Below are 21526 nucleotides of genomic sequence, written 5' to 3'. Positions count from 1 at the left end.
CCGGCCGGCGTCCGAAGCGTCAGCCGACGGGGCGACCCAGCACACCGCCCAGCGCCCGCCGGAGCCAGTCGGCGGCCTGCTCCGGCGACGACGGCGCGGACGCGTGCCGCCCGGCGACGTACACGTCCGGGCGCAGCAGCAGCACGCCGCCGTCCTCGATCTCCCGGAGCTCGGCCCAGGTCCCGTACGGGTCCTCGATCTCCTGGCCCGGACCGATGGAGACCGGCGTGATCGTCAGCCCCCACTCCTCGCCGAGCGAGCGTGCCGCGTCCAGCCACGCCTGCCCGCCGATGCCCGTCACGACGCTGAAGCGGCCATGCCCGACGAGGTCGAGGGTGGAGACCCGGTGGCCGTCGCGGGTCACCCAGGTGTGCGGCAGCTTCGCGCCGGGCCAGGTCGTGGGCTGCGCGTACAGCTCCGGGTCCCGGCGGTACTCCGGCATCGGCGTCCCGTCCGGGACCACCGCCGCGGACGCGTAGCGCTGGTTGTGCTCGACGCCGTGGGCGTCGAACTCGTAGGCCTTGTAGGCGATCGCCTCGCGCAGCGCGGCGCGGATCTTCTCCCCCTCCGGCCCGGGCGACTTCCACAGCGCCAGCTGGCGCTCGAGCGCGTCGGCCTCGGTGTGCTCCAGGTCCAGGGCGCTGAGGATCCGCCCGGTGTCGGCGATGCTCTGGTTGGCCCGCTCGACGATCTGGCGGGCGATCGGCGCCCGCTCGGCGTCGTAGCTGTCCAGCAGCGACGGATCCGCGGTCCCGGCGACGACGTGGGCGAGCTTCCAGGCCAGGTTGTAGGAGTCCTGGATGGAGGTGTTGGACCCCAGCCCGTTCGTCGGCGGGTGGCGGTGGACGGCGTCGCCGGCGCAGAACACCCGGCCCCGCGCGATCGTCGTCGCGAAGTGGTGGTTGACCGTCCACGGCGAGCGGGACTTCACCCGCATCTCGAAGTCGTCGGTGCCGACGAGCTTCACCGCCAGCTCCCGGACGACGTCGTCGGTGAGCTCCGGCGGGCCGGCCGCGACCTCGTAGCCCCACATGAGCATCCACTCGCCCCAGGGCTTGATCATGCGGAGCACCCCGAGCCCGACGCCCTCCTTCTCCGCGCCCGGCTGCAGCATCCAGTAGAGGACCGACGGGCGGTGTGCGACGAACCGCGACAGGTCGGCCTCGAAGACGATGCTCAGCGCGCCGGCGACCGCGCCGGGGCCCTCGAAGGGCAGGTCCAGGTCGGCGGCGACCTTGCTGCGGGCGCCGTCGGCACCGACGAGGTACTTCGACCGGATCGCGTACTCGGCACCGGTCAGCCGGTCGCGCACGGTCGTGGTGACGCCGTCGTCGTCCTGGACGTGGGAGACGTACTCGGTGTCGAAGCGGACGCGTGCGCCGCGCTCCTGCGCGGCCTGGACCATGATCGGCTCGGTGATCGTCTGCGGGGCGTCGAGCATCGTGCACGGGCTCTGCAGCTCGTAGTCCGCGTGCCGCACGGTGTCGGTGCCCCACGAGGGGATCCGGCCCAGCTCCTCGCCGGCCAGGCTGGTGCAGAACGTCGTGTTGCCCATCTGCTCCCAGGGCGTCGCCTCCTGCATGAGGCGGGCCTCGAGCCCCACGTCACGCAGCGTCTCCATCGTGCGCTGGTTGGTGATGTGGGCACGCGGGGTGTCGGACAGCCGGCCGTACTTCGTGACCATCAGGGTGGGCGTGCCGTACGAGGCGAGGAACAGCGCGGCAGCCGCCCCCGCGGGGCCGGAGCCCACCACCAGGACGTCGGTGGTGACGGTGGCACCGGTCTCTGCGGCGTCCCTGGGGCTGGCGGTCATGGGGGTCCCTTCCGTGCACGGGCAGAGGTCCGCGAGAAACGGGGGCGCGCGATCAGGTAGGGCACGTGACGCACGTCACGGGAACACTAGGACAGGCGCCGCCGGGACCACCAGGAGGTACCCGCGGCCGCGCTGGTCAGGGGCCGACCAGCCGCCGCGTCTGCCGACCGCGGGCGACCAGCGCCCCGTCCTCCGCCCGCAGCTCGACGTCGTCGATCGCGACGTCCGCGTCGCACCACACCGTCCGCTGGTCGACCCGCACCCACGCGCCCGGCCCGGGTGCCGGACGGGCGAGGTGGGCGGTGAGCTCGACGGCGTCGACGTCCTCGACGAGATCGGCAGCCCGTGCACCGGCGCGCCCGCTGCACCGTCGCACCGGTGAGCCCGGGCCGGGCCGCTGCTGTTGCCGGGTCAGGCGCGCTCTGCCAGCCTTCGGCACCATGGCCGGACCCGCGCGTACCGGCGCCGCCCGTCAACCCGCGGCCGGCGACAGCCCCTCCGAGTTCGTCGAGCAGATGTACCTCGCCGTCGTCGAGGAGCACTGGCTCTGGGAGGTCCCGCTGGGCCTGTCCGACGGGCGCGGCGGCTACGAGCACGGCCCCTGGAACCCGGCCGAGTGCTCCCGCCAGCTGGTCGCCTGGTTCGACGCCGGGCTGCTCGAGCTCTACACCGACCCGCCGGACGACGCCCCGCGCCCGCAGAACGTCGCCGAGTGGCGGGCCTGGCACAAGGGCCGCTACCGGGTGGAGGACGACCCCGGCATCGCCCGAGCCGTCCTGGCCGACCCTTCGCGCTGGACCGGCAGCCCCGGCGACGGCTTCCTGCGGCTGGCCCCCACCGACGCCGGCATGGCCCCCGACGCCGCCTGGGTCTGACCCCCCTCAGCCCGCGTCGCGCAGCGGCACGCCGGTCTCGCGCTCGGACACCTGCCACAGCACGTCGATCTGCTTCTGCAGGTCGAACCGGCGCAGGATCGACCGGCGGACCGGCGAGCCGTGCGAGCCGAACCGGGGCGCGTACAGCTCCCCGCCGCGGGCGCTCGGGTCGGTGGCGGCCCGCAGCTGCGGCCGAGCACCCTCCAGCGGCGTCATCCCCGACCGCGCCGTCATCGCGTGCGCGATCGCCGCGATCCAGCCGCCGCCGCCCTCGCGCACGGTCCGCGCCTGCAGGTCGGTGTTCGACAGCCCCGGGTGCGCGATCAGGCTCTGCGCACCCACCCCCGCCCGCTCGAACTGCTGCTGCAGCCCCAGCCCGAAGTGGTAGTTGGCCATCTTGGCCCGCGCGTAGGAGCCCCAGGCCCGGTACTTCCGCGTCATGTGGGGGTCGGCCGCGTCCAGCGTCCCGCCCATGAACCGCGCGGTGCTGGTCACCGTCACCACCCGCGCCGAGTCGCTCCGGAGCAGGGCCGGTAGCAGGTGCGCGGTGAACGCCCAGTGCCCGAGGTGGTCGACCCCGAGCTGCATCTCGAAGCCGTCGACCGTGGTCCGCTGCGGCATCGCCATCACGCCGGCGTTGTTGACCAGCAGGTCGACCCGCTCGTGGGCGGCCAGCACCGCCCCGGCGGCGGCCTGCACGCCCGACAGGTCGCCCAGGTCCAGCGGCACGACCTCGAGCGAGGCGGCGGGGTACCGCTCGGCGATCCGGGCCACCGCGGTCGTCGTCTTCTGCGGGTCGCGGGCGGCCACCACCACGTGCGCGCCCGCGCCGGCCAGCGCCAGCGCCGTCTGGAAGCCGAGCCCGCCGTTCGCGCCGGTCACCACCGCCGTGCGTCCGCTGAGGTCGGGGATGTCCTTCTCGGTCCAGGTCACGAGGCCGATCCTCCCCGATCCGGTCCTGCGACGGCGATCGCGCGGAAAAGGACCTCACCGGGCCCTCCGGGGGGTACTTCTGCGCGCAGTCGCGGTCAGGGCAGGCGGCCGGTGGCCTTCAGCTCGACCGCGGTCAGGACCTCCCAGCGGATCGCCGAGCTGCCCGGCCGGACGAAGCGCCAGTAGCGGTCGAAGCGGCGGCGGACCTCCGCGTCGGTCGACATCACCCGCGTCTCCGAACTCAGCTCCGTGCCCTCGTCGCGCGGCGTCAGGCGGAAATCCATGGCCGCCTTGACCCAGCCGCGCTGCGTGAACCGGCGGAACCGATCGGCGTCCAGGACCGGTCCGTCCTCCCCGCCGGACAGCCGCCAGGCCTGCAGCGCGCCGCCGAACACCACCGCGGTCGGCGCCTCCGAGGACAGCAGCGGTACCGGCAGGGCGTCGAGGAACGGGCGGTCGTGCAGCTGCCCCGTACCGCGACCGGACAGCACCACCGGCAGGAACCGCGCCGCCGAGAGCGCGAGCGTCACCGGAAGCTCGGTGAGCCGGACCGCGTGCAGCGCGTCCCAGACGACCGGGGGCGGGGCGGCGATCCAGCGCGCCTGCCGGGTGACGTGCTCCGGCCGCGGCAGGACGTCGTCGAGGTCCACGGCTCAGCCCAGCGCGTCGTAGACGGCCCGCACGTAGGCCTCGCTGCGCGGTGACCCGACGAGCCCACCGCCCATCCTGTTCATCATGTAGCTGATCGTCAGCCGCCGGTCGAGGTCGCAGACCACCAGCGAGCCGCCCCAGCCGCCCCAGAAGAACGTGCACCCCTCCGGCACGTAGGGCACCGTCGGCGAGCCGAGGCAGAAGCCCATCCCCCAGCGGAACGGCGCCCCGAGGACGAGGTCGACGCCGTCGGCCTGCTGGTCGAAGATCTTCTCCACCGTCGACGGCGACAGCAGCCGCACACCACCCGCCGAGCCGCCCAGCGACAGCGTCCGCAGCACCCTCGTGACCCCGCGCGCGTTCGAGTGCCCGTTCAGCGCGCCGAGGTCGGCAGCCCGCCACTCGGGCGTGTTCGCCGCCTTCGCCGACGCCGTGGGGCCGGTGAAGGTCCGGACGGCCACCGACTCCGGGTCCAGCGTCCGCGGGTCGACGTCGGGCGGTGGCGGTGGCACCACCGGCGCGATCCGGGACACCTCCGATTCCCGCGCCCCGATCTGGAAGTCCGCGCCCAGCGGGTCGGCGATGTGGTCGGCCACGAACTTCTTGAACGTCGTGTTCGTGATCCGCCGGATCACCTCGCCGACCAGGTGACCCTGGTTGTTCGCGTGGTAGCCCGACGCCGTGCCCGGCTCCCACCAGGGCCGCTGCTGCGCCAGCTTCTCGGTGGCCGACGGCCAGTCGTACATGTCGCGGACGGAGAACGGCTGCTCCCAGCCGGAGACGCCGGAGGTGTGGGCGAGCAGGTGCCGCACCTCGACGTGCTTCTTGCCCTTGGCGCAGAACTCGGGCCAGTAGTCGCCCACCGGCGCGTGGAGGTCCAGCTCGCCGCGCTCCACCAACATCAGGGCGGCCAGCGTGAGCACGCACTTCGTCGTCGACCAGACGTTGACGATCGTGTGCTCCGACCAGGGCTGCGTGCGCGCCTCGTCCCGGTAGCCGCCCCACAGGTCGACGACGGTCTCGCCGTCCAGGTCGACGGCGACCGAGGCACCCAGCTCCTCGCCGTCCAGCTGCTGCGCGAGCGCCTCGCGCACGCCGGCGAACCGCTCGTCGCACCGCCCGTGGACCTCGGCCATCAGCCCCCCTCGCTCCGGGCACGGCGTCGTCGGCGCGCCTCGCCGGTGATCACATCACGGTGGACCGGTCGTCGCAGCACCGTCCGGCACCCTCGGGCCCTGAGCGGCAGCAACGACTCTGCAACGAGTCCGGCGCAGGTATCGGAACCGTCCGGGGCCCCGGATAGGTTCCCGGCGATGATCACGATCCGGGCGGCGCTGCGCCACCTCCGCCTCCGGCTGCTGCCGGTGCCGGGGCAGGCGCTGGGCCTGGTCGTGCTGGTCGCCGTCCTCGCCGCCGCGCTGGTGTCCGCGCCGCTCATGGTCGCCAGCGCCGAGCAGGGCGCCTGGGAGCAGGAGCGCGACCGGCTGAGCGAGACGGTGCTCGGTGCGACGCTGGGCACCACCACCCAGGCCCGCCGGCAGCGCACCTCCGACACCCGCATCTCCCGGGCCACCGAGCTCGACGAGGCGGTCACCGAGGCGGCCCGCCGGGCCCGCGTCGACCAGGACGGCCTCGGGCTGCCGGAGACGATCGGCTTCCTGATGGACCCGATTCTGTTCACCGGTCCCGAGGGGGGCGGCTACGCGCAGCTGGTGTTCCGCACCGGCTCGTTCGAGGGCCTGGAGATAGTGGCCGGACAGGCGACCGACACCGGCGTCCTCATCCCGCAGCGCATGGCGGAACGATCCGGCCTCGGTCCGGGCGACCGCCTGCCGGTCACCCCTTCGATGCGGCCCGGCGGGGCGGAGCTGGTGGTCGGCGGGGTCTACGCCGACCTCACCACCCCCCTGCCGGAGACCTGGCAGCCGCACAGCTTCCTCTTCCTGCCCCGGCTCGACGAGCGCAGCGGCAACCTCGTCCACCCCCCACCGGCGGTGCTCGCCCCGCGGGACACCGCCGTGGCGACCGCCGCCGCGCTCGAGGAGCACCTCTTCCTGGAGTGGTTCCTCCCGCTGGATCCGGGCCTGCCGGTCGCCGTCGCCCGCGACGCCGTGGGCGCCACCCAGCGCATGCAGGCGGCGATCGCCTCGCCCGAGTCGGCGGTCTCCCGCCTCGTGGACGAGGAGGGCTACCAGACGCCGGTGGGCCGGACCGCCCTCCCCACCGCGCTGGAGACCGTCGACACCACCGGAACGCTGCTCGAGCCGCCGGTCCGCGCCGTCGGCATCGGCGGGGGCGTGGCCGCCCTCGTGCTGGTGGGCGCCTGGGCCGCGCAGCGCATGCGCCGTCGCGAGGACGAGCAGCGCTCGCTGGTCGCCCGCGGCCTCTCCCCCGCCCGCGGCGCCGGCCAGGCCGCCCGGGAGGCGGTGCTGCCCGTGCTCCTCGGGCTGGCCGCCGGTGGGGCGATCGGCTGGCTGCTGGTGCAGCGGCTCGGCCCCGCCGACACGATCCCGCCCGGCGTCCTCGGCCGGTCGCTCGCCGTCCTCGCGGGAGGCGGGATCGCCGCGGTGGCCGTCGTCGCCGTCGTCACCGCCGTCCTGGTCACCCGGCTGGACTCCATCGGCAGCGGGCAGGCCGCCCACGTGCTCGCCCGGGTGCCGTGGCTGGCGATCACCGCCGTGCTCGCCGTGGTCGCGACCGTGCCGCTGTTCACCGCGGAGCCGGCGGCCGAGGGCGGCGGCATCGACGTCCTGACCCTGGTCGTGCCGCTGCTGATCACGGTGGTCGTCGCCGGGGCGCTGACCGCGGCGCTGCCGCGGCTGGCCACCGGTCCGGGGGGCAGGCTGCGCCGGCTGCCCGTGGGCCCGTTCCTCGCCGCCCGGCGGGTGCTGGCCGGGCAGGGTGCCGCCCGCCTCGTGGTGGTGACGACGGCGCTCTCGCTGGGCCTGGTCGTCTACGCCGGGGCGCTGGGCTCGTCCACCGACCGCACGATCGCGACCAAGGCGGCGGTGGCGACCGGCAGCGACGTCGTCGTCCCCATCGGCGCGGACACCACCGGCCGGGAGCTTCCTCCCGGTGCCATGGTCGTGGGCGTGGAGCGGGAGGCGACGCTGCTGCCCGGCGCCGCCCGGGTGAACGTGCTGGTCGTCCGGCCGGACGCAGTGGCCGGCGTCGTCCGCTGGGACGAGGGCCTCGCCGACCGCCCGCTGGACGAGCTCATGACGGCGCTGGCCGGCGACGGCGGTCAGCGGGTCCCGGTGCTGGTCGCCGGAGACGTGGCCGACGGCGTCGTCGACGGGACCGACGGCGAGCTCACGCTCGACTTCGGCTACTACTCGATGCCCGTGCAGGTGGTCGGCCGCGCGGAGGCCTTTCCCGGGCAGAGCTCGAGCGAGCCCCTGGTCGTGGCCGAGTGGGACGCCTACCTGGCCGCCGTCGAGGAGGCCGGGCGCGACCCAGCGCTCGTGCTGGCCCGCGAGGTCTGGTCCCGCGGGGAGCTCGTCGGAGTCCTCGACTCCCTCGCCGCGACGGGATACGTGCCGTCGGCCCAGGACCAGCCGACGACGGCCGACGCGTTCACCGCCCGTCCCGAGCTGACCGCGCAGACCTGGTCGCTGGACTACCTGCGCGCGGTCGCCCTGGCGGCCGGGGTGCTGGGGCTGGTCGGCGTCACGATGCACGCCGTCGCCCAGCAGCGGCGGCGCACGGTGGCCGGGCTGCTGCTGCGCCGCATGGGCATGACCGACCGGGCGGCCGACGTCTCCGCCGGCCTGGAGATCGGCCTGCTCGCCGGTCTCTCCGCGCTGGTCGCGGTCGTCGTCGCGCTGCCCGCCTCGGCCCTGGTGCTGCGGGTGCTGGACCCGGTGCCCTCGCTCGAACCGGAGGCCGTGTTCGCCGTTCCGTGGGGCAGCATCGCGGCGGTCGGTGCCGGCGTCGTGCTGGTCACCGTCATCGGCTCGTGGCTGGTCGGCCGGACCGCCCGCCGGGCGACCGGAGGGCAGGTGATGCGCGATGCGACATGACGGCACCCCTGCGGCCACCTGTGAGGGACTGGTCCGCATCTACTGGTCGCCCAGTGGCGAGGTGCACGCGCTCAAAGGCGTGGACGCCGTCGTCCCCGCCGGGCGCCTGACCGCCATCACCGGCCCGTCGGGCTCGGGCAAGAGCTCGCTGCTGAGGATCCTCGCCGCGCAGGACCGGCCCACCGCCGGGCGGGCGGAGGTCGCCGGGCACCCCCTCACCGGCCTGTCGGCCCGGCGGCTGCGGGCGCTGCGCCGCCGGCACATCGGCTACGTCTTCGCCCGCCCGCCGCAGAACCTGCTGCCGCACCTCACCGGGCACGAGCACCTGGCGATGGCCGCCCGCTATCGCGGCGTCGGCCGTGCCGAGGCGCGGCGTGAGGGGGCCGAGCTGCTCGACCTGCTCGGCATCGCCCACAGGGCCGAGCACCTGCCGGGGCAGCTCTCCGGCGGGGAGCAGCAGCGGCTCGCGTTCGCACAGGCGGTGATCGGCCGGCCGGCGCTCGTCATGGCCGACGAGCCCACCAGCGAGCTGGACAGCGCCACGACCGCCGACCTCCTCACCGCCGTCTCCGAGCTCACCCGCACCGGCACCACCGTCGTCATGGCCACCCACGACCCGCTGGCCGCGAGCGCCGCCGACCAGGTCATCCACCTGCGCTCCGGTGCCGTCTCCCACGAGGAGGTGGCCGGCCGCCGGCTGGCGGTCATCGACGGCGACGGCCGGGTGCAGCTGCCCGAGGAGGCGCTGGCCCGGTTTCCCGCCCGCCGCGTGCTCATCGACGTCACCGGCGACGGCGTCGTCCTGCGGGAGCCCTCGTGAGCACCGCGCTGCGGGGCACCGGCCTGCACAAGAGCTACCGGCGGGGCAGCGAGGAGGTGCACGCCCTCCGCGGGGTCAGCATCGGCGTGCAGCCCGGCGAGATGGTGGCGCTGCTGGGCCGGTCCGGGTCGGGGAAGACGACGCTGCTCAACTGCCTGCTCGGCTGGGAGGTGCCGGACACCGGCGAGGTGTCGGTCCCCGGCGCGGCGACCCCGGGGAGCGCCGCGTGGACGACGGTCGCCGTCGTCCCGCAACGGTTCGGCCTGCTCGACGAGTTGACGCTGGCCGACAACGTGGCGATGCCCGCGCGGCTGGCCGGCCTGCCCGATCCGCACGCCGCCGCCCTCGGCGCCCTGGAGACGCTCCGGCTGGGTCATCTGGCCGCCCGCATGCCCGACGAGGTCTCCCTCGGCGAGCAGCAGCGCACCGCACTGGCCCGCGCGCTCGTCGTGGCGCCGGCCTTCCTGGTGGCCGACGAGCCCACCGGCCGGCTGGACGAGGACCTCACCGCCCACGTGCTGGGCACGCTGCGCGAGCACTGCGCGCACACCGGCTGCGGCGTGCTGCTGGCCAGCCACGACCCGGTGGTGATCGCCTCGGCCGACCGGGTGGTCCGCCTGCACGACGGGGTCGTCGTCCCCGGCTGAACCCCGCACGGCGCGGAGCCGCCCCATCCCGGCGGGTGAACACGCTCCAGGAGCCGGCCACCCGAGCCGATCGAGGAGGAAACGGCACGGCGGAGGGACGGACGTGGGCACAGGACGCTCGGCAGCCGAGCAGCAGATCGCCGATCTGCTGCACACGGCCCGCAAGTCGCTGCGGCTGAGCGTGGCGTTCCTGAGCCGGCTCGACGGCACGACCCAGCACCTGGAGGTCGTGGACACCTCGGTGCCGTTCCTCTTCCAGGAGGGCTACCAGCAGCGCCAGGAGGTGACCCTCTGCCAGGCGGTCCTGGACAAGAAGATCCCGCAGGTCATCCCCAACCTGAAGGACTTCCCCGAGGCGATGAAGCTGCCCGCCGCCCGCATGCCACGGCTGCGCAGCTACGTCTCCGTGCCGGTGATCCTCAGCGACGGGACCCTCTACGGCACCTTCTGCGCCGCCGGGCTCACCACCGACAAGGACCTCACCACGCGCGACAAGGCGCTGATGGACGTCCTCGCCTCCGCGGCCGCCGTGATCATCGAGCCGGCGGTGCGGTCCCAGGAGCGGCGCGAGGAGATCACCGCCCGCCTGGACCCGCTCATCGCCGCCGGCGGGCCCACCGTCGTCCTGCAGCCGATCGTCGCGCTGGCCACCGGTCGCCGCGTGGGGGCCGAGGCGCTCAGCCGCTTCCCCGGCGACTGGGGCATGACGCCCGACGTCTGCTTCGCCGAGGCGCACAGCGTCGGTGCGGGCCACCGGCTGGAGCTGCTCGCCCTCGAGCGCGCGGCCGCCCTGCTCGACCGGGTCGAGGGCTACGTGGCCATGAACGTCTCCCCGGGCACGCTGCTCACCGACGAGTGCGCGGCGCTGCTCGCCCGGTTGCCGCTCGAGCGGATCCTGCTGGAGCTCACCGAGCACGACCAGGTCGAGGACTACGCCGCCCTGACCGCCGCGCTGGCGCCGCTGCGCGCCGCCGGCCTCCGGCTGGCCATCGACGACGTCGGCGCCGGCTTCTCCTCTCTGCGGCACATCGTCGTCACCGCCCCCGACGTGATCAAGATCGACCGCAGCATCGTCACCGGTCTGGACACCGATCCGGTGCTCGCCAAGCTGGTCGGGTCGCTGGCCGAGTTCGCGCACGGCTGCGGCGTCCAGGTGGTGGCCGAGGGCGTCGAGACCGCCGCGGAGCACACCAGGCTGCGCGAACTGGGCGTCGACCACGGCCAGGGTTGGCACTTCGGCCGCCCCGGCCCGCCCGAGGCGCTCGACGCCGTGGCCGCGGTCCGCGTCCCCTCTCCGCGCCGTGCGGTGCGCTCGGCCGTCGAGGTCTGACCGCCGGTCCGCTCAGGCACGCGGGTTGCGACGGCGCAGGCTGCTCTTGGCCCCGTACATCGACTGGTCGGCCCGCGCGATCACCGCGTCGACCGGCTCCCCCGGCCGTCCGGAGGCGATCCCCACGCTCACCCCGATGAGCAGCGGACCCTCGGGGCCCGGGAACGGCCGGCCCACCTGCGCGGTGACCCGCTCGGCCAACTGCCGCAGCTGGGTCTCCTCGCCGCAGGGGCACAGGATCACGAACTCGTCACCCCCGAAGCGCGCCACCAGGTGCTCCGGTCCGGCTGCCTCGGCCAGCCGCGCGGCCGCCTCGGCAAGCAGCCGGTCACCGGTCGCGTGCCCGTACTCGTCGTTCACCGCCTTGAACTGGTCCAGGTCGCAGAACAGCAGCCCGCATCCCGTGCCGTCCTCGGCGTCGAGCTTCGTGCGCAGCGCGTCGAACAACGCGCCCCGGTTCGCCAGGCCGGTGAGCACGTCGGTCCGCGTCTGGTGGCGCAGCCGCGCCTCCCGCGCGCGGTCGTCGGTCACGTCCAGGCCCACGCAGGCGATCGCGTACGGCACCCCGTCGGCGTCGTGCAGCACGGTGTTGCGCATCGTCACCCGGCGCCGCTCGCCGCCCATGGTGAGCCAGTCCCCCTCCTGGGGGTAGGCCCGGCCGCTCTCGATCGCCAGCTGCACGGCCTGCTCGGCCAGCGCCACGTCCTCGGGCGCCACCCACACCTCCACGAACCGCTTGCCCCGGAGCGTCTCGGCGTCCTGCCCGGTGAACCGCTGCAGCGCGGGGTTGGTGAGCATGATCCGGCCCTCGCCGTCGACGACGCAGACCAGCGCCTCCACGGCGTCCACGAGGTCCTGGGCCAGCTGCGCCGGGGTGGGGCCGGCACTCGACACCTGACCTTCCCTCGCAGTCACCTGATGACGCTCCTCGCGATCGGCGGACGGATGTGTTCCGAACCCGGGAGGCGCGAAGGTACGTGGCTCGGGCACGCTGCGGGTCGCTTCGTGAGCTGCCCAGCCACCCGGGTTCTCCTGACGCGGGTCCGGTCAGGAGGTCCCGGACCTCGGGTGGGCCTGCGGGGCGGGGCCGGCCGGGCGCGAGCCCGGCCGGCCCCCTCGGGTCAGGAGGCCGCGGGAAGGGTCGGGTAGTCGATGTAGCCCTCGGGCCCGGACGCGTAGAAGGTGCGCGTGTCCGGCTCGTTCTCCGGGTGCTCCCCGCGCCAGCGCTCGACCAGGTCGGGGTTGGCGAGGACCGGACGCCCGACGGCGACGGCCTCGGCGTGCGCGTCCTCGATCAGCCGTACGGCCTCCTCGCGGGTGGTGATCCGGCCGAAGCCGCTGTTGGCCACCAGCGGTCCGCCGAAGCGGGTGCGCAGCTCCTGCACCAGCTCGCCGCCTGGTTCCACGTGCAACACGCTGAGGTAGGCCAGGCCCAGCGGCCGGAGCCCGTCCACCAGCGCACCGTAGGTGGCCAGGACGTCCTCGCGGTCGGTCTCCAGGGCGTCCTGGATGTTGTGCTCGGGCGAGATCCGGATGCCGACCCGGCCGGCACCGACGGCCTCGGCCACGGCGGTGGCCACCTCGATCACGAAGCGGGCGCGGTTCTCGGGGCTGCCGCCGTAGACGTCCTCGCGCTGGTTGGACGCCGGCGACAGGAACTCGTGCAGCAGGTAGCCGTTGGCCGCGTGCAGCTCGACACCGTCCAGCCCGGCCTCGACCGCGCGCTCCGAGGCCGCGACGAAGTCGGCGATCGTCGCGCGCGCCTCCTCGGTGGTGAGGGCGTGCGGCACCGGGAACGGCTGCTTCACGCCGCCGCCGACGTGCACTTCGCCGCGGATCGGGATCGCGCTCGGCGCGACGACCCGCGTGCCGGTGAGCTCGGGGTGCGAGACCCGCCCGCCGTGCATGACCTGCATGACCACCCGGCCGCCACGGGCGTGCACCGCGTCGGCGACCCTGCGCCACCCCTCCGCCTGCTCCTCGGTGACGATGCCCGGCTGGCCGGCGAAGGCGCGCGACTCGTCGTTGGGAAACGTGCCCTCGGTGATGATCAGGCCGACGCCGGCCCGTTGCTCGTAGTGCTCGACGACGATGTCGCGGGGAACGCCGGCGCGACCGGAGCGCATCCGGGTGAGCGGGGCCATGACGACGCGGTTGGCGAGCTCGAGGTCGCCGAGCCGCACGGGGGAGAACAGGTCCATGTCGCGCGCAACCGGATCCGCCCCGCCTCCGATTCCCGAGGCATGGGAAGCGATACATGCGTCCAGGGCTCCCGGACGCATGTATCGCTTCCCATGCCCCGGTGCGTCAGGAGCTGAGCACTGCGTCCCGCTGGGCCATGCCGGCCAGCCGGGCGTAGCGGCCGCCCCGCGCCATGAGCTCCTCGTGCGTCCCCTGCTCGACGATCCGACCCGCGTCCAGGACGGCGATGCAGTCGGCGTGCCGCACCGTGGACAGCCGGTGAGCGATGGTGATCGTCGTGCGGCCGCGGCTCGCCTCGTCGAGCGCCGCCTGCACCGCCCGCTCGGTCTCGTTGTCCAGCGCGCTCGTCGCCTCGTCGAGCACCAGCACCCGCGGATCGCGCAGCAGCGTGCGGGCGATGGCCAGCCGCTGCTTCTCCCCGCCGGAGAACCGGTGCCCGCGGGCACCCACCACGGTCTCGTAGCCGTCGGGCAGCGCGGTGACGACGTCGTGCACCTGGGCCCGGCGGGCGGCGTCGACGACCTCCTCGTCGGTGGCGTCGGGACGGGCGTGCAGCAGGTTCTCCCGGACCGTCCCGTGCAGCAGGTAGGTCTCCTGGCTGACGACGCCGACGACCTGCGCGAGGTCGGCCAGCCGCATGTCCCGCACGTCCACGCCGTCGACCAGCACGCGCCCGGTCGTGGGGTCGTTGAGCCGGGCCACCAGCGAGGCCAGCGTGCTCTTGCCCGATCCGGTCTCGCCGACCAGCGCCAGCGTCGTCCCGGCCGGCACCACGACGTCGATGCCGGTCAGCGCGGGGCGGACGCCGTCGGGGTAGCGGAAGCCCACGTGCTCGAACCGGACCTCGCCGCGGGCGCCGGCGGGGTCCACGCGGACCGGGTCGGCAGGGTCGTCGATGTCGACGGGCAGGTCCAGGTACTCGAACACCCTGCTGAACAGGGCCATGGAGGCGGTGAGCGAGACGCCGATGTCCAGCAGCTGCATGAGCGGCCGGAAGAGCGCGCCCTGCAGCGTGGTGAAGGCGACCAGGGTGCCGATGGTCATGCCGCCCGACGTCGCGGGCAGCCCCGCGGCCAGGTAGATCAGCGCCGGGATGCCGGCGAAGACGATGCTCATGGTGGCCATGCGCCAGCGGCCGGCGAGCTGCGAGCGCACCTCGAGGTCGACGAGGAACTCCGACGTGCCGGCGAAGCGCCGGGACTGCGCGGGCCCCGCGCCCAGGGTCTTGCCCAGGAGCACCCCGCTGACCGAGAGCCCCTCCTCCACCTGGGAGTGCAGGTCGGCCAGGTGCCGCTGGCGCTGCGCGGTGATCGCCCGGCGCATGCGGGCCACCCGGCGGGTCAGCCACACCGCCGGCGGCAGCACGACGAGCGACAGCAGGGACAGCCGCCAGCTCAGCACCGCCATGGCGACGACGGTGCCGATGACCGTCGTGGCGCTGGAGGCGAACGACGTCGCGGTAGAGGTGACGACCGACTGCATGCTGCCGACGTCGTTCATCAGCCGCGACTGCACCTCCCCACCCCTGGTGCGGGTGAAGAAGCCGAGCGACTGGCGCTGCAGGTGCGCGAAGACCGCCGTCCGCAGGCCGTGCATGACGCGCTGCCCGACGGTGGTGGACAGCCAGGTCTGGACGACGCCGAAGATCGCCGTGACCACGGTGACCGCCAGCATGCCGCCGACCGCCCACAGCAGCAGCGGCACGTCCTGCTCGGGGATGGCCTCGTCGATCACCAGGCGGATCAGGAACGGGGTGGCCAGGGCGACGACGGAGGAGGCGACGATCAGGGCCACGACGACGGCGAGCTGCCAGCGGTAGGGGCGGAACAGCGCGGCGACGCGGCTCCAGCGGACGGGGGAGCGCTCGAGCTGGGCCCGGTCGGCGGGGTCGGGCCGGCGACCGATGCCACCACCACCGGGACCACCGCCCCGGCCGCCCGTCGTCATCTCGGTGATGCCACCACCTCCCCTTCCACGATTGCTGAGGTTACCTCATGATGAGGAACACGCGGGGTCGTCGCTACCATTCCCCCGTGGCGGACGACGGGAGCGGCGAGCTGGGCGACCTCCTCATGCGCGCGGCCCGCACCCAGCGGCGCCGATGGCGCGACGCCCTCGCCCCCTGGGACCTCTCCCCGCACCAGGCCCGGGCGCTGCGGGTGGTCTGCGAGCGCGACGGGGTGCGCCTGTCCGACCTCGCCGACTCCCTGCACATCGCCCCGCGCTCGGCGACCGAGGTGGCCGACGGGCTGCAGGAACGCGGCCTGGTCGAGCGCACGCCCGATCCGGGTGACCGGAGGGCGGTGCTGCTGCGACCCACCGAGGAGGGCCGGCGCATCCGGGGCGAGGTCGGGCGGGCCCGGGCGGCCGACTCCGCGGAGCTGTTCGCCCGCCTGGGGGAGGAGGACCGCACGACGCTGGCCCGCATCCTCCGGACGCTCGCCGGCTGAGGCCCGGCCGCCGACGACGCGGACCGGCGACAATGGGCCGGTCCGACCGTCGACGCCGAGGGGATCCGATGCGGGAGCAGCTCGGGATCGACGCGGGAACTGCCGCGCTGGTCGTGCTCACCACGGTGGCGATGTACCTGACCCTGGTCCTCTGCGTCCGCCTGGTGGGCCAGCGCAGCCTCGCGACCATGTCCAGCTTCGACCTGGGGTGCGCGATCGCGCTCGGCGCGGTGGTGGGGCGGACCGTGCTGCTGCTCGATCCCACCCTGGCCACCGGCGTCGTCGCGATGGTCACGTTGTTCGCGACGCAGACCACGCTGGCCCGGCTGCGGCAGAGCCGGTGGGTGGACCGGCTGATGAACCGTCCGCCCGTCCTCCTCATGGCCGGCCCCACCCCGCTGACGGACAACCTGCGCGCCGCCCACGTCGCCGAGGACGAGTTGCGGCAGAAGCTCCGCCTGGCCGGCATCCGGGACCTCGCCGAGGTGCGCTGCGTGGTCCTGGAGCGCACCGGGGCGGTCAGCGTGATCCGGCGGTCCGAGCCGCTGGACCCGTGGCTCTTCTCCGACGTCCCGGGCGCGGAGCGCCTGCTCGGAGCCGAGCGGGACGAGCCCGGCCCCCGCCGCCCGCCGTCCTGATCACTGCCCGCGCGGTGGGTGCTCGGCGCGCCAGGCGTCGAACGCGTCGAGGAAGGAGATTGCCATGGTGTTCTCGGTCAGCACCTCGTCCCGGTCCCGCTCGTCGACCATCCGCTCGCTCAGCGCGAGGGTGTTGAACTTGATCGCGCGGAAGTAGGGGATGAACGAGGCCGGCGTGAACGCGCGTTCGGACGGCCGCGGGTCGACGCCGTCCAGGGTCCACGGTCCCGGCTCGGGCAGCGCCGGGAGGCCGAGCCGCTCGACGGCGGTCAGGATCGGCTCGTCGTCGGGGCGGTCGGTGAAGTCGCGGGAGCGCTCGCGGAACACCTCGCCGCCGTCCGGCCCCACCGCCACGACCACCGGCCGGAAGATCGAGGCGTCCTGGTCCCAGGCGTCCAGCGGACGGGCCAGCCGGGACCCGTCGGGATCGCTCACCCAGCGGTAGGGGACGCGCCAGGTGTGGTCGAAGGCCAGCTGCACCTCCGGTGGATCGACCGAGGCGAGCACGACCTCGGTACCCGCAGCAGCGAGCCGGGACGACGACTGGGCCAGACGGACCGCCTGGGCGCAGCAGTAGGGCTACCAGTCGCCCCGCAGGCCGACGAGGAGCAGGGCCGCGCGGTCGTCGGTCCGCAGCGCGAGCAGGTCGGAGCTGTCCATGACCTCCACCGTAGGGAGGTCGGCACCGAAGCGCGCGGGCGGGCGGATGGCTCGCCCGGCAGCCCGGCGTCGCTACCGTCGCACCCATGCCGCCGGCGCTCGCCCGGGTGAGCATCGCCCTGTTCGCCCTCACCACTTCGCCGTCCGCAGCTCCTGACCGCGGCGCCGGTCACCCCCGCGGCCGGAGCCCGTCGAGCGTCACCGCGACCAGGCGCTCGACCGCCTCTCCCGAGCCCAGCTCCGCTGCCGCGTCCAGCGACGCGAGGCAGTAGGCCGCGAGCTCCGCCGGAGGCACGTCCGTCCGGACGGCGCCGTCGGCGGCCGCCGCGGAGACGAGCCCGTGGACCATCTCGCGCACGTGCCCGTGCGCCCGCGTCACGGCCGCACCGCCGTGCAGGGGAGCCGCGTCGCCGACGCCCGGGTGCCGGTGCCGGATGGAGCCGAAGGCCTGCAGGACCGCGGCCAGCCGGTCCAGCGCCGGCCCGCCGGCGCGCCGCAGTCCGGCCAGTTCGTGCAGGTGCTGCCCGAGCCGCCGTTCGTGCCAGGCGTGCAGCAGCGCGTCGACGTCCGGGAAGTACCGGTACAGCGTCGCCCGGCCGATGCCCGCGTCCGCGGCCACCTGCGACATCGTGACCGCACGCAGCCCGCCGCGGGCCACCAGGGCCCCGGTCGCGTCCAGGATCGCGGCCTGCACCACGGACCGGTGCGCGGCGAGCGTGCCCTCCCGGAGTCGCGGCATGGGCACATCCTATTCATCGAGACACGTTGTATCGTTCCCGTCATGGTCATCCGGAACGCTCCGCAGCACGGGGGCCCACCGCGCACGCCCCGGTGGGTGGTGGCGCTGGCCGTGGTGGCCGGGCTCCTGCTGCTGCTCCTGCTCGCCGGAGCACTCCTCGGCGTGGACCACGGTCCCGGTCTCCATTCGTGACCGCGCCCCCCGTCGTGCGCAAGGCCACCCTGACGCTCCACGTCACCTCGTCGGTCGGCTGGCTGGGCGCCGTGGTGGTCGCGGTCGCCCTGAGCGCCGTGGTCGCCGGTTCGTCCGACGCCCAGCTGGTCCGAGCCGGCTACCTCGTCCTCGACCGGATCGGCTGGTGGGTGCTCGTCCCGCTCGCGGTCGCCTCGCTGGTCAGCGGCGTCCTCCAGTCACTGCTCACCCCGTGGGGCCTGGTCCGCCACTGGTGGGTCGTGGTCAAGCTGGTCCTGACGGTCCTCGCCACCGGGGTGCTGCTGCTCTACACGGGAACGCTGGGCCGGCTCGCCGCCACGGCCCGGATCGCCGACGGGTCGGCGGTACCGCTCAGCAGCTCACCGCTCGTCCACAGCCTGGGAGCGCTGGTGGTGCTGCTGGGCGCCGTCGTGCTGTCGGTCCACAAGCCGCGAGGGCTGACCCGCTACGGGTGGCGCATGCAGCAGGCGGGCCGGGCGCCCCGCGCCTGACCGGCTCCGCCGCCGCCCCGGAGGTCACCCCCCGGGGCGGCGGAACCGACCGCCGGCGGGTCAGGTGCCGAGCTCGGTGTCGCCCGCCGAGGGCTTGGCGTCGTCGCCCGTCACGCCCTCGTCCCCCTGTGGCCGGACGTCGTCGCCGGCCCCCTCGACGTCCTCGGGGACCAGCGGGGTCTCGTCGCGGACGTTCTCCCTGGCCTCGTCGCGGTCGGTGCCCGGTGTCTCGGTCATGGTGCCTCCTTCGTGGCGGACCGCTCCCCTACCCCGCCGATCGGCAGGCAGGCCCTCGTTCGCTCCGGGCGGACGGCACGGGGCGACCAGGGACCTCCCGACCTGCGCGGCACCCGGCACAGAGGCACGCTCGGGCCGTGACCGAGCCACGCGAGGACGACGACCAGCCCATCAACCTCCACCCGGGCCAGCACGACGAGGGTGGCTCCGGCGGCATGGCCACCCGCGAGCTCGCCGCGCACGAGCAGGAGGACGCGGAGGACTGACCCGCCGGTCAGGCCGGACGACGGCGGCGCAGCCGCGCCGCCAGGCGGGAGAGGCGACCCGCCGGCGGGACCACCTCCACCTGCGGCGCGATCGCCGGTGGCGCCGGTGGACGGTCCCGTCGCCAGCCGTCCAGCAGCGCGTCGACGTCGGCCAGGCCGGGCACCGGGGCCCACCGGCTCTCCGCGGGACGGCGCCACAAGGCCTCCACCCGCGCGTTGTAGTCCTCGGCCAGCCCCCGGACCTCGGCCTCGGAGGTGAGCCGGGCGGCGCGCCCGGGCAGCTCGTCGCGCTCACGGCGCAGCGCGAGGCCCGGAGGCAGCATGGCCGCGGTCTCGACGCCCTCGCGCCGCGCCTTGGCGACGGCCCAGTCGTAGGCGTTCTCCGACAGCGCCTCGCGGGGCAGCGGCCGGCCGGCCCCGGACAGGTTCTCGAAGTCGCCGCGGGCCTGCCCGCGGGCGATCTGGTGCTCCACCCAGGTCTCGTACGAGACTCCCGGCGGCTTCCGCTCGGTCATCGCCCTCCACGGTACGAGTGACCGGGAACTCTGCACTCTCCTCTTACGTGAGAGTCGGGTCTGCGGCAGCATGGACCGTGATCCGCGCCCCCGCGCCCGACGCACGGGGAGTCGCCACCAGCCCTCCACCCGAAACGGGAGCATGTCCGTCCTGCCTGCGCTCCGCCCTGCCCGCCCGTCCTGGCTGAACCCGGGGGTCGCCCGCACCGAGGTGCTGGCCGGCCTCGTGGTCGCCCTGGCGCTCATCCCCGAGGCCATCAGCTTCTCGATCCTCGCCGGGGTCGACCCGCGGGTGGGCCTGTTCTCCTCCTTCGTCATGGCGGTGGTCATCGCCTTCACCGGCGGCCGACCGGCGATGATCACCGCGGCGACGGGTGCGATCGCCCTGGTCGTCGCCCCGCTCGCGCTGGAGTACGGCGTCCAGTACCTGTTCGCCGCGGTCATCCTGGGTGGGATCTTCCAGATCCTGCTGGCCGCCGCCGGCGTCGCCCGGCTCATGCGGTTCATCCCGCGCAGCGTCATGGTGGGGTTCGTCAACGCGCTGGCGATCCTGATCTTCAGCGCGCAGTTCCCGCAGCTGATCGGCGTGCCGTGGCTGGTCTACCCGATGGTCGCCGCCGGGCTGGCCATCATCTTCCTGCTCCCCCGGCTGACCAGCGCCGTCCCCGCACCCCTGGTAGCGATCATCGTGCTGACCGCGCTCACCGTGACGGGCGGCTGGGAGCTGCCCGACGTCGGCGGCGAGGGCGAGCTGCCCGACAGCCTGCCGTTCTTCCTGCTGCCCGACGTGCCCTTCACCGCCGAGACGCTGGGCGTCATCGCCCCCTACGCCCTCGGCGTCGCCTTCGTCGGGCTCATGGAGTCGCTGATGACGGCCAAGCTCGTCGACGACATCACCGACACGCACTCGGACAAGACCCGCGAGTCCTGGGGGCAGGGTGTGGCGAACATGGCCTCGGGCTTCTTCGGCGGCATGGGCGGCTGCGCCATGATCGGCCAGACGATGATCAACGTGAAGGCGTCCGGCGCCCGGACCCGGCTGTCGACCTTCCTGGCCGGCGTCTTCCTGCTGGTCCTCGTCGTGGCCCTCGGCGACATCGTGAGCATCATCCCGATGGCCGCCCTCGTCGCCGTCATGGTCTTCGTGTCCATCGCGACCTTCGACTGGCACAGCCTGCGGACCATCCACCGGATGCCGAAGAGCGAGACCACCGTGATGCTCTCGACGGTCGCGGTCACGCTGATCACCCACAACCTGGCGATCGGTGTGGGCGTGGGCGTGCTGGTGGCCTGCGTCCTCTTCGCCCAGCGGATCGCGCACCTGGTCGACGTGGACCGGGTGGTCGAGGGCGGCACCGCGCGCTACACCGTGGACGGCGCGCTCTTCTTCGCCTCGAGCAACGACCTGTACACCCAGTTCGAGTACGCCGACGACCCGGAGCACGTGGTCATCGACCTCTCCGGCGCCCAGGTGTGGGACGCCTCGACGGTCGCGGTGCTGGACGCCATCACGCACAAGTACGCCACCCGCGGGAAGTCCGTGGAGATCGTCGGCCTCGACGAGCACTCGCTCAGCCGGTTCGAGCGGCACTCCGGGCAGCTCGGGGCGGGCCACTGATGGCCGCCCGCACCGGCCTGCTGCAGATCGGCCAGGTCGCCGAGCGCACCGGCCTGAGCCTGCGGACCATCCGGTTCTACGAGGAGAACGGGCTGGTCCGGCCCACCACCCGCAGCGACGGCGGCTTCCGGCTCTACAGCGACGACGACGTCGCCCGGCTCGAGGTCATCAAGCGGATGAAGCCGCTCGGCTTCTCGCTGGAGGAGATGGAGGAGCTGCTCGGACTTCTCGCCGAGCTGGCCGAACGCCCCGGCGACGCCGCGCTGGCCGACCGGCTGCGGATGTTCCACGAGGCGGCCACCGCCCGGGTGCACGCCCTGCGCGAGCAGCTGTCGATCGCGGAGGGGTTCGCCGCGGACCTGGCCGGCCGACTGGGCTGATCACCTCTCCCTCCGCGTGTCACGGA

The 21526-nt window shown here is 74.4% G+C and carries 23 protein-coding genes and 1 pseudogene; 12 read left to right on the top strand and 12 right to left on the bottom strand.

Annotation, left to right across the window (positions count from 1 at the left end; genetic code table 11):
* Positions 1-19: 19 nt before the first annotated feature.
* Both C5507_RS12495 and C5507_RS12490 read right to left on the bottom strand, forming a co-directional pair.
* Entirely contained in the window at positions 20-1813 is a 1794-nt protein-coding gene (locus C5507_RS12495; RefSeq protein ID WP_104528851.1) for an FAD-dependent oxidoreductase, read from the bottom strand.
* A gap of 136 nt (positions 1814-1949) precedes the next feature.
* Positions 1950-2189, bottom strand: a complete 240-nt coding sequence (locus tag C5507_RS12490) for a thioesterase family protein (RefSeq protein ID WP_104528850.1) — start codon at positions 2187-2189, stop codon at positions 1950-1952.
* Positions 2190-2253: 64 nt separating this feature from the next.
* On the opposite strand from C5507_RS12490, the gene C5507_RS12485 reads away from it, so the two are divergent.
* Entirely contained in the window at positions 2254-2688 is a 435-nt protein-coding gene (locus tag C5507_RS12485; RefSeq protein WP_104528849.1) for a hypothetical protein, read from the top strand.
* Positions 2689-2694: 6 nt separating this feature from the next.
* On the opposite strand, the gene C5507_RS12480 is transcribed toward C5507_RS12485, so the two are convergent.
* From C5507_RS12480 to C5507_RS12470, 3 genes are all read right to left on the bottom strand, one after another.
* Positions 2695-3621 (bottom strand): oxidoreductase, encoded by a 927-nt coding sequence (locus tag C5507_RS12480; RefSeq protein ID WP_104528848.1) that lies wholly within the window; start codon positions 3619-3621, stop codon positions 2695-2697.
* Positions 3622-3716: 95 nt separating this feature from the next.
* Positions 3717-4271 carry a hypothetical protein gene (locus C5507_RS12475; RefSeq protein WP_104528847.1) on the bottom strand — a complete coding sequence of 185 codons (555 nt, stop codon included), beginning with the start codon at positions 4269-4271 and terminating at the stop codon, positions 3717-3719.
* A 3-nt stretch (positions 4272-4274) separates the two neighbouring features.
* Positions 4275-5408 (bottom strand): serine hydrolase domain-containing protein, encoded by a 1134-nt coding sequence (locus C5507_RS12470; RefSeq protein ID WP_104528846.1) that lies wholly within the window; start codon positions 5406-5408, stop codon positions 4275-4277.
* Positions 5409-5585: 177 nt separating this feature from the next.
* Between C5507_RS12470 and C5507_RS12465 the strand changes: the two genes are divergently transcribed.
* The 4 genes from C5507_RS12465 (at position 5586) to C5507_RS12450 (ending at position 11091) form a co-directional block, all read left to right on the top strand.
* On the top strand, positions 5586-8294 hold the full coding sequence (locus C5507_RS12465) for an ABC transporter permease (protein ID WP_104528845.1): 2709 nt from the start codon (positions 5586-5588) through the stop codon (positions 8292-8294).
* Positions 8284-9114 (top strand): ABC transporter ATP-binding protein, encoded by an 831-nt coding sequence (locus C5507_RS12460; protein WP_104528844.1) that lies wholly within the window; start codon positions 8284-8286, stop codon positions 9112-9114. Before C5507_RS12465 ends, C5507_RS12460 begins: the two co-directional genes overlap by 11 nt.
* A complete protein-coding gene (locus C5507_RS12455; RefSeq protein WP_242611255.1) occupies positions 9111-9761 on the top strand; it encodes an ABC transporter ATP-binding protein in 651 nt (216 codons plus the stop codon). Before C5507_RS12460 ends, C5507_RS12455 begins: the two co-directional genes overlap by 4 nt.
* A 103-nt stretch (positions 9762-9864) precedes the next feature.
* Complete coding sequence (locus tag C5507_RS12450; protein ID WP_104528843.1) at positions 9865-11091, top strand: EAL domain-containing protein; 1227 nt, start codon at positions 9865-9867, stop codon at positions 11089-11091.
* A 12-nt stretch (positions 11092-11103) separates the two neighbouring features.
* Here C5507_RS12450 and C5507_RS12445 read toward each other — a convergent pair whose 3' ends face one another.
* From C5507_RS12445 to C5507_RS12435, 3 genes are all read right to left on the bottom strand, one after another.
* A complete protein-coding gene (locus tag C5507_RS12445; protein WP_242611254.1) occupies positions 11104-12006 on the bottom strand; it encodes a GGDEF domain-containing protein in 903 nt (300 codons plus the stop codon).
* Between the two features lie 206 nt (positions 12007-12212).
* Positions 12213-13292 (bottom strand): alkene reductase, encoded by a 1080-nt coding sequence (locus C5507_RS12440; RefSeq protein ID WP_104528841.1) that lies wholly within the window; start codon positions 13290-13292, stop codon positions 12213-12215.
* A gap of 106 nt (positions 13293-13398) precedes the next feature.
* The gene (locus tag C5507_RS12435) at positions 13399-15240 is read right to left on the bottom strand and encodes an ABC transporter ATP-binding protein (protein ID WP_104528840.1); all 1842 of its coding nucleotides are present in this window, start codon (positions 15238-15240) and stop codon (positions 13399-13401) included.
* Positions 15241-15326: 86 nt separating this feature from the next.
* Between C5507_RS12435 and C5507_RS12430 the strand changes: the two genes are divergently transcribed.
* Both C5507_RS12430 and C5507_RS12425 read left to right on the top strand, forming a co-directional pair.
* Positions 15327-15743: a MarR family winged helix-turn-helix transcriptional regulator gene (locus C5507_RS12430; RefSeq protein ID WP_207225886.1), complete on the top strand. Its 417-nt coding sequence runs from the start codon at positions 15327-15329 to the stop codon at positions 15741-15743.
* A 68-nt stretch (positions 15744-15811) separates the two neighbouring features.
* The gene (locus C5507_RS12425; RefSeq protein WP_104528839.1) at positions 15812-16381 is read left to right on the top strand and encodes a DUF421 domain-containing protein; all 570 of its coding nucleotides are present in this window, start codon (positions 15812-15814) and stop codon (positions 16379-16381) included.
* On the opposite strand, the pseudogene C5507_RS12420 reads toward C5507_RS12425, so the two are convergent.
* A pseudogene (locus C5507_RS12420) lies at positions 16382-16948 on the bottom strand (hypothetical protein); the annotation flags it as partial. It lies immediately after the preceding gene.
* Positions 16949-17210: 262 nt separating this feature from the next.
* A complete protein-coding gene (locus tag C5507_RS12415; RefSeq protein WP_104528837.1) occupies positions 17211-17780 on the bottom strand; it encodes a TetR/AcrR family transcriptional regulator in 570 nt (189 codons plus the stop codon).
* Positions 17781-17822: 42 nt separating this feature from the next.
* On the opposite strand from C5507_RS12415, the gene C5507_RS22325 reads away from it, so the two are divergent.
* Positions 17823-17972: a hypothetical protein gene (locus tag C5507_RS22325; RefSeq protein ID WP_158657596.1), complete on the top strand. Its 150-nt coding sequence runs from the start codon at positions 17823-17825 to the stop codon at positions 17970-17972.
* A complete protein-coding gene (locus tag C5507_RS12410; RefSeq protein WP_104528836.1) occupies positions 17969-18484 on the top strand; it encodes a DUF2269 domain-containing protein in 516 nt (171 codons plus the stop codon). The genes C5507_RS22325 and C5507_RS12410 overlap by 4 nt, the downstream gene beginning before the upstream one ends.
* Before the next feature lie 60 nt (positions 18485-18544).
* On the opposite strand, the gene C5507_RS22685 is transcribed toward C5507_RS12410, so the two are convergent.
* A complete protein-coding gene (locus C5507_RS22685) occupies positions 18545-18721 on the bottom strand; it encodes a hypothetical protein (RefSeq protein WP_165400476.1) in 177 nt (58 codons plus the stop codon).
* Between the two features lie 137 nt (positions 18722-18858).
* On the opposite strand from C5507_RS22685, the gene C5507_RS23325 reads away from it, so the two are divergent.
* Positions 18859-18987, top strand: coding sequence for a hypothetical protein (locus tag C5507_RS23325; RefSeq protein WP_278044332.1), 129 nt, complete (start codon positions 18859-18861; stop codon positions 18985-18987).
* 8 nt (positions 18988-18995) lie between these two features.
* On the opposite strand, the gene C5507_RS12405 is transcribed toward C5507_RS23325, so the two are convergent.
* Complete coding sequence (locus C5507_RS12405) at positions 18996-19502, bottom strand: DnaJ family domain-containing protein (protein WP_158657595.1); 507 nt, start codon at positions 19500-19502, stop codon at positions 18996-18998.
* Positions 19503-19644: 142 nt separating this feature from the next.
* Here C5507_RS12405 and C5507_RS12400 point away from each other — a divergent pair, with 142 nt between their 5' ends.
* Together C5507_RS12400 and C5507_RS12395 are read left to right on the top strand one after the other, a co-directional pair.
* Positions 19645-21120, top strand: a complete 1476-nt coding sequence (locus C5507_RS12400; protein ID WP_104528834.1) for a SulP family inorganic anion transporter — start codon at positions 19645-19647, stop codon at positions 21118-21120.
* Entirely contained in the window at positions 21120-21500 is a 381-nt protein-coding gene (locus C5507_RS12395) for a MerR family transcriptional regulator (RefSeq protein WP_104528833.1), read from the top strand. Before C5507_RS12400 ends, C5507_RS12395 begins: the two co-directional genes overlap by 1 nt.
* Positions 21501-21526: the final 26 nt, after the last annotated feature.

This window comes from Blastococcus saxobsidens (genome assembly GCF_002938435.1).
Taxonomy (GTDB): domain Bacteria; phylum Actinomycetota; class Actinomycetes; order Mycobacteriales; family Geodermatophilaceae; genus Blastococcus; species Blastococcus saxobsidens.
Note: the sequence above shows the minus strand (reverse complement) of the source record. Positions and strands in the feature narration are given on the sequence as shown.

Bases quoted from the DNA above. Each gene is read 5' to 3' on its own strand.
- C5507_RS12495 (WP_104528851.1), bottom strand. From the start codon at position 1,813: ATGACCGCCAGCCCCAGGGACGCCGCAGAGACCGGTGCCACCGTCACC.
- C5507_RS12485 (WP_104528849.1), top strand. From the start codon at position 2,254: ATGGCCGGACCCGCGCGTACCGGCGCCGCCCGTCAACCCGCGGCCGGC.
- C5507_RS12470 (WP_104528846.1), bottom strand. From the start codon at position 5,408: ATGGCCGAGGTCCACGGGCGGTGCGACGAGCGGTTCGCCGGCGTGCGC.
- C5507_RS12465 (WP_104528845.1), top strand. From the start codon at position 5,586: ATGATCACGATCCGGGCGGCGCTGCGCCACCTCCGCCTCCGGCTGCTG.
- C5507_RS12460 (WP_104528844.1), top strand. From the start codon at position 8,284: ATGCGACATGACGGCACCCCTGCGGCCACCTGTGAGGGACTGGTCCGC.
- C5507_RS12440 (WP_104528841.1), bottom strand. From the start codon at position 13,292: ATGGACCTGTTCTCCCCCGTGCGGCTCGGCGACCTCGAGCTCGCCAAC.
- C5507_RS12435 (WP_104528840.1), bottom strand. From the start codon at position 15,240: ATGACGACGGGCGGCCGGGGCGGTGGTCCCGGTGGTGGTGGCATCGGT.
- C5507_RS12425 (WP_104528839.1), top strand. From the start codon at position 15,812: ATGCGGGAGCAGCTCGGGATCGACGCGGGAACTGCCGCGCTGGTCGTG.
- C5507_RS12415 (WP_104528837.1), bottom strand. From the start codon at position 17,780: ATGCCGCGACTCCGGGAGGGCACGCTCGCCGCGCACCGGTCCGTGGTG.
- C5507_RS22325 (WP_158657596.1), top strand. From the start codon at position 17,823: ATGGTCATCCGGAACGCTCCGCAGCACGGGGGCCCACCGCGCACGCCC.
- C5507_RS22685 (WP_165400476.1), bottom strand. From the start codon at position 18,721: ATGACCGAGACACCGGGCACCGACCGCGACGAGGCCAGGGAGAACGTC.
- C5507_RS12405 (WP_158657595.1), bottom strand. From the start codon at position 19,502: ATGACCGAGCGGAAGCCGCCGGGAGTCTCGTACGAGACCTGGGTGGAG.
- C5507_RS12400 (WP_104528834.1), top strand. From the start codon at position 19,645: ATGTCCGTCCTGCCTGCGCTCCGCCCTGCCCGCCCGTCCTGGCTGAAC.
- C5507_RS12395 (WP_104528833.1), top strand. From the start codon at position 21,120: ATGGCCGCCCGCACCGGCCTGCTGCAGATCGGCCAGGTCGCCGAGCGC.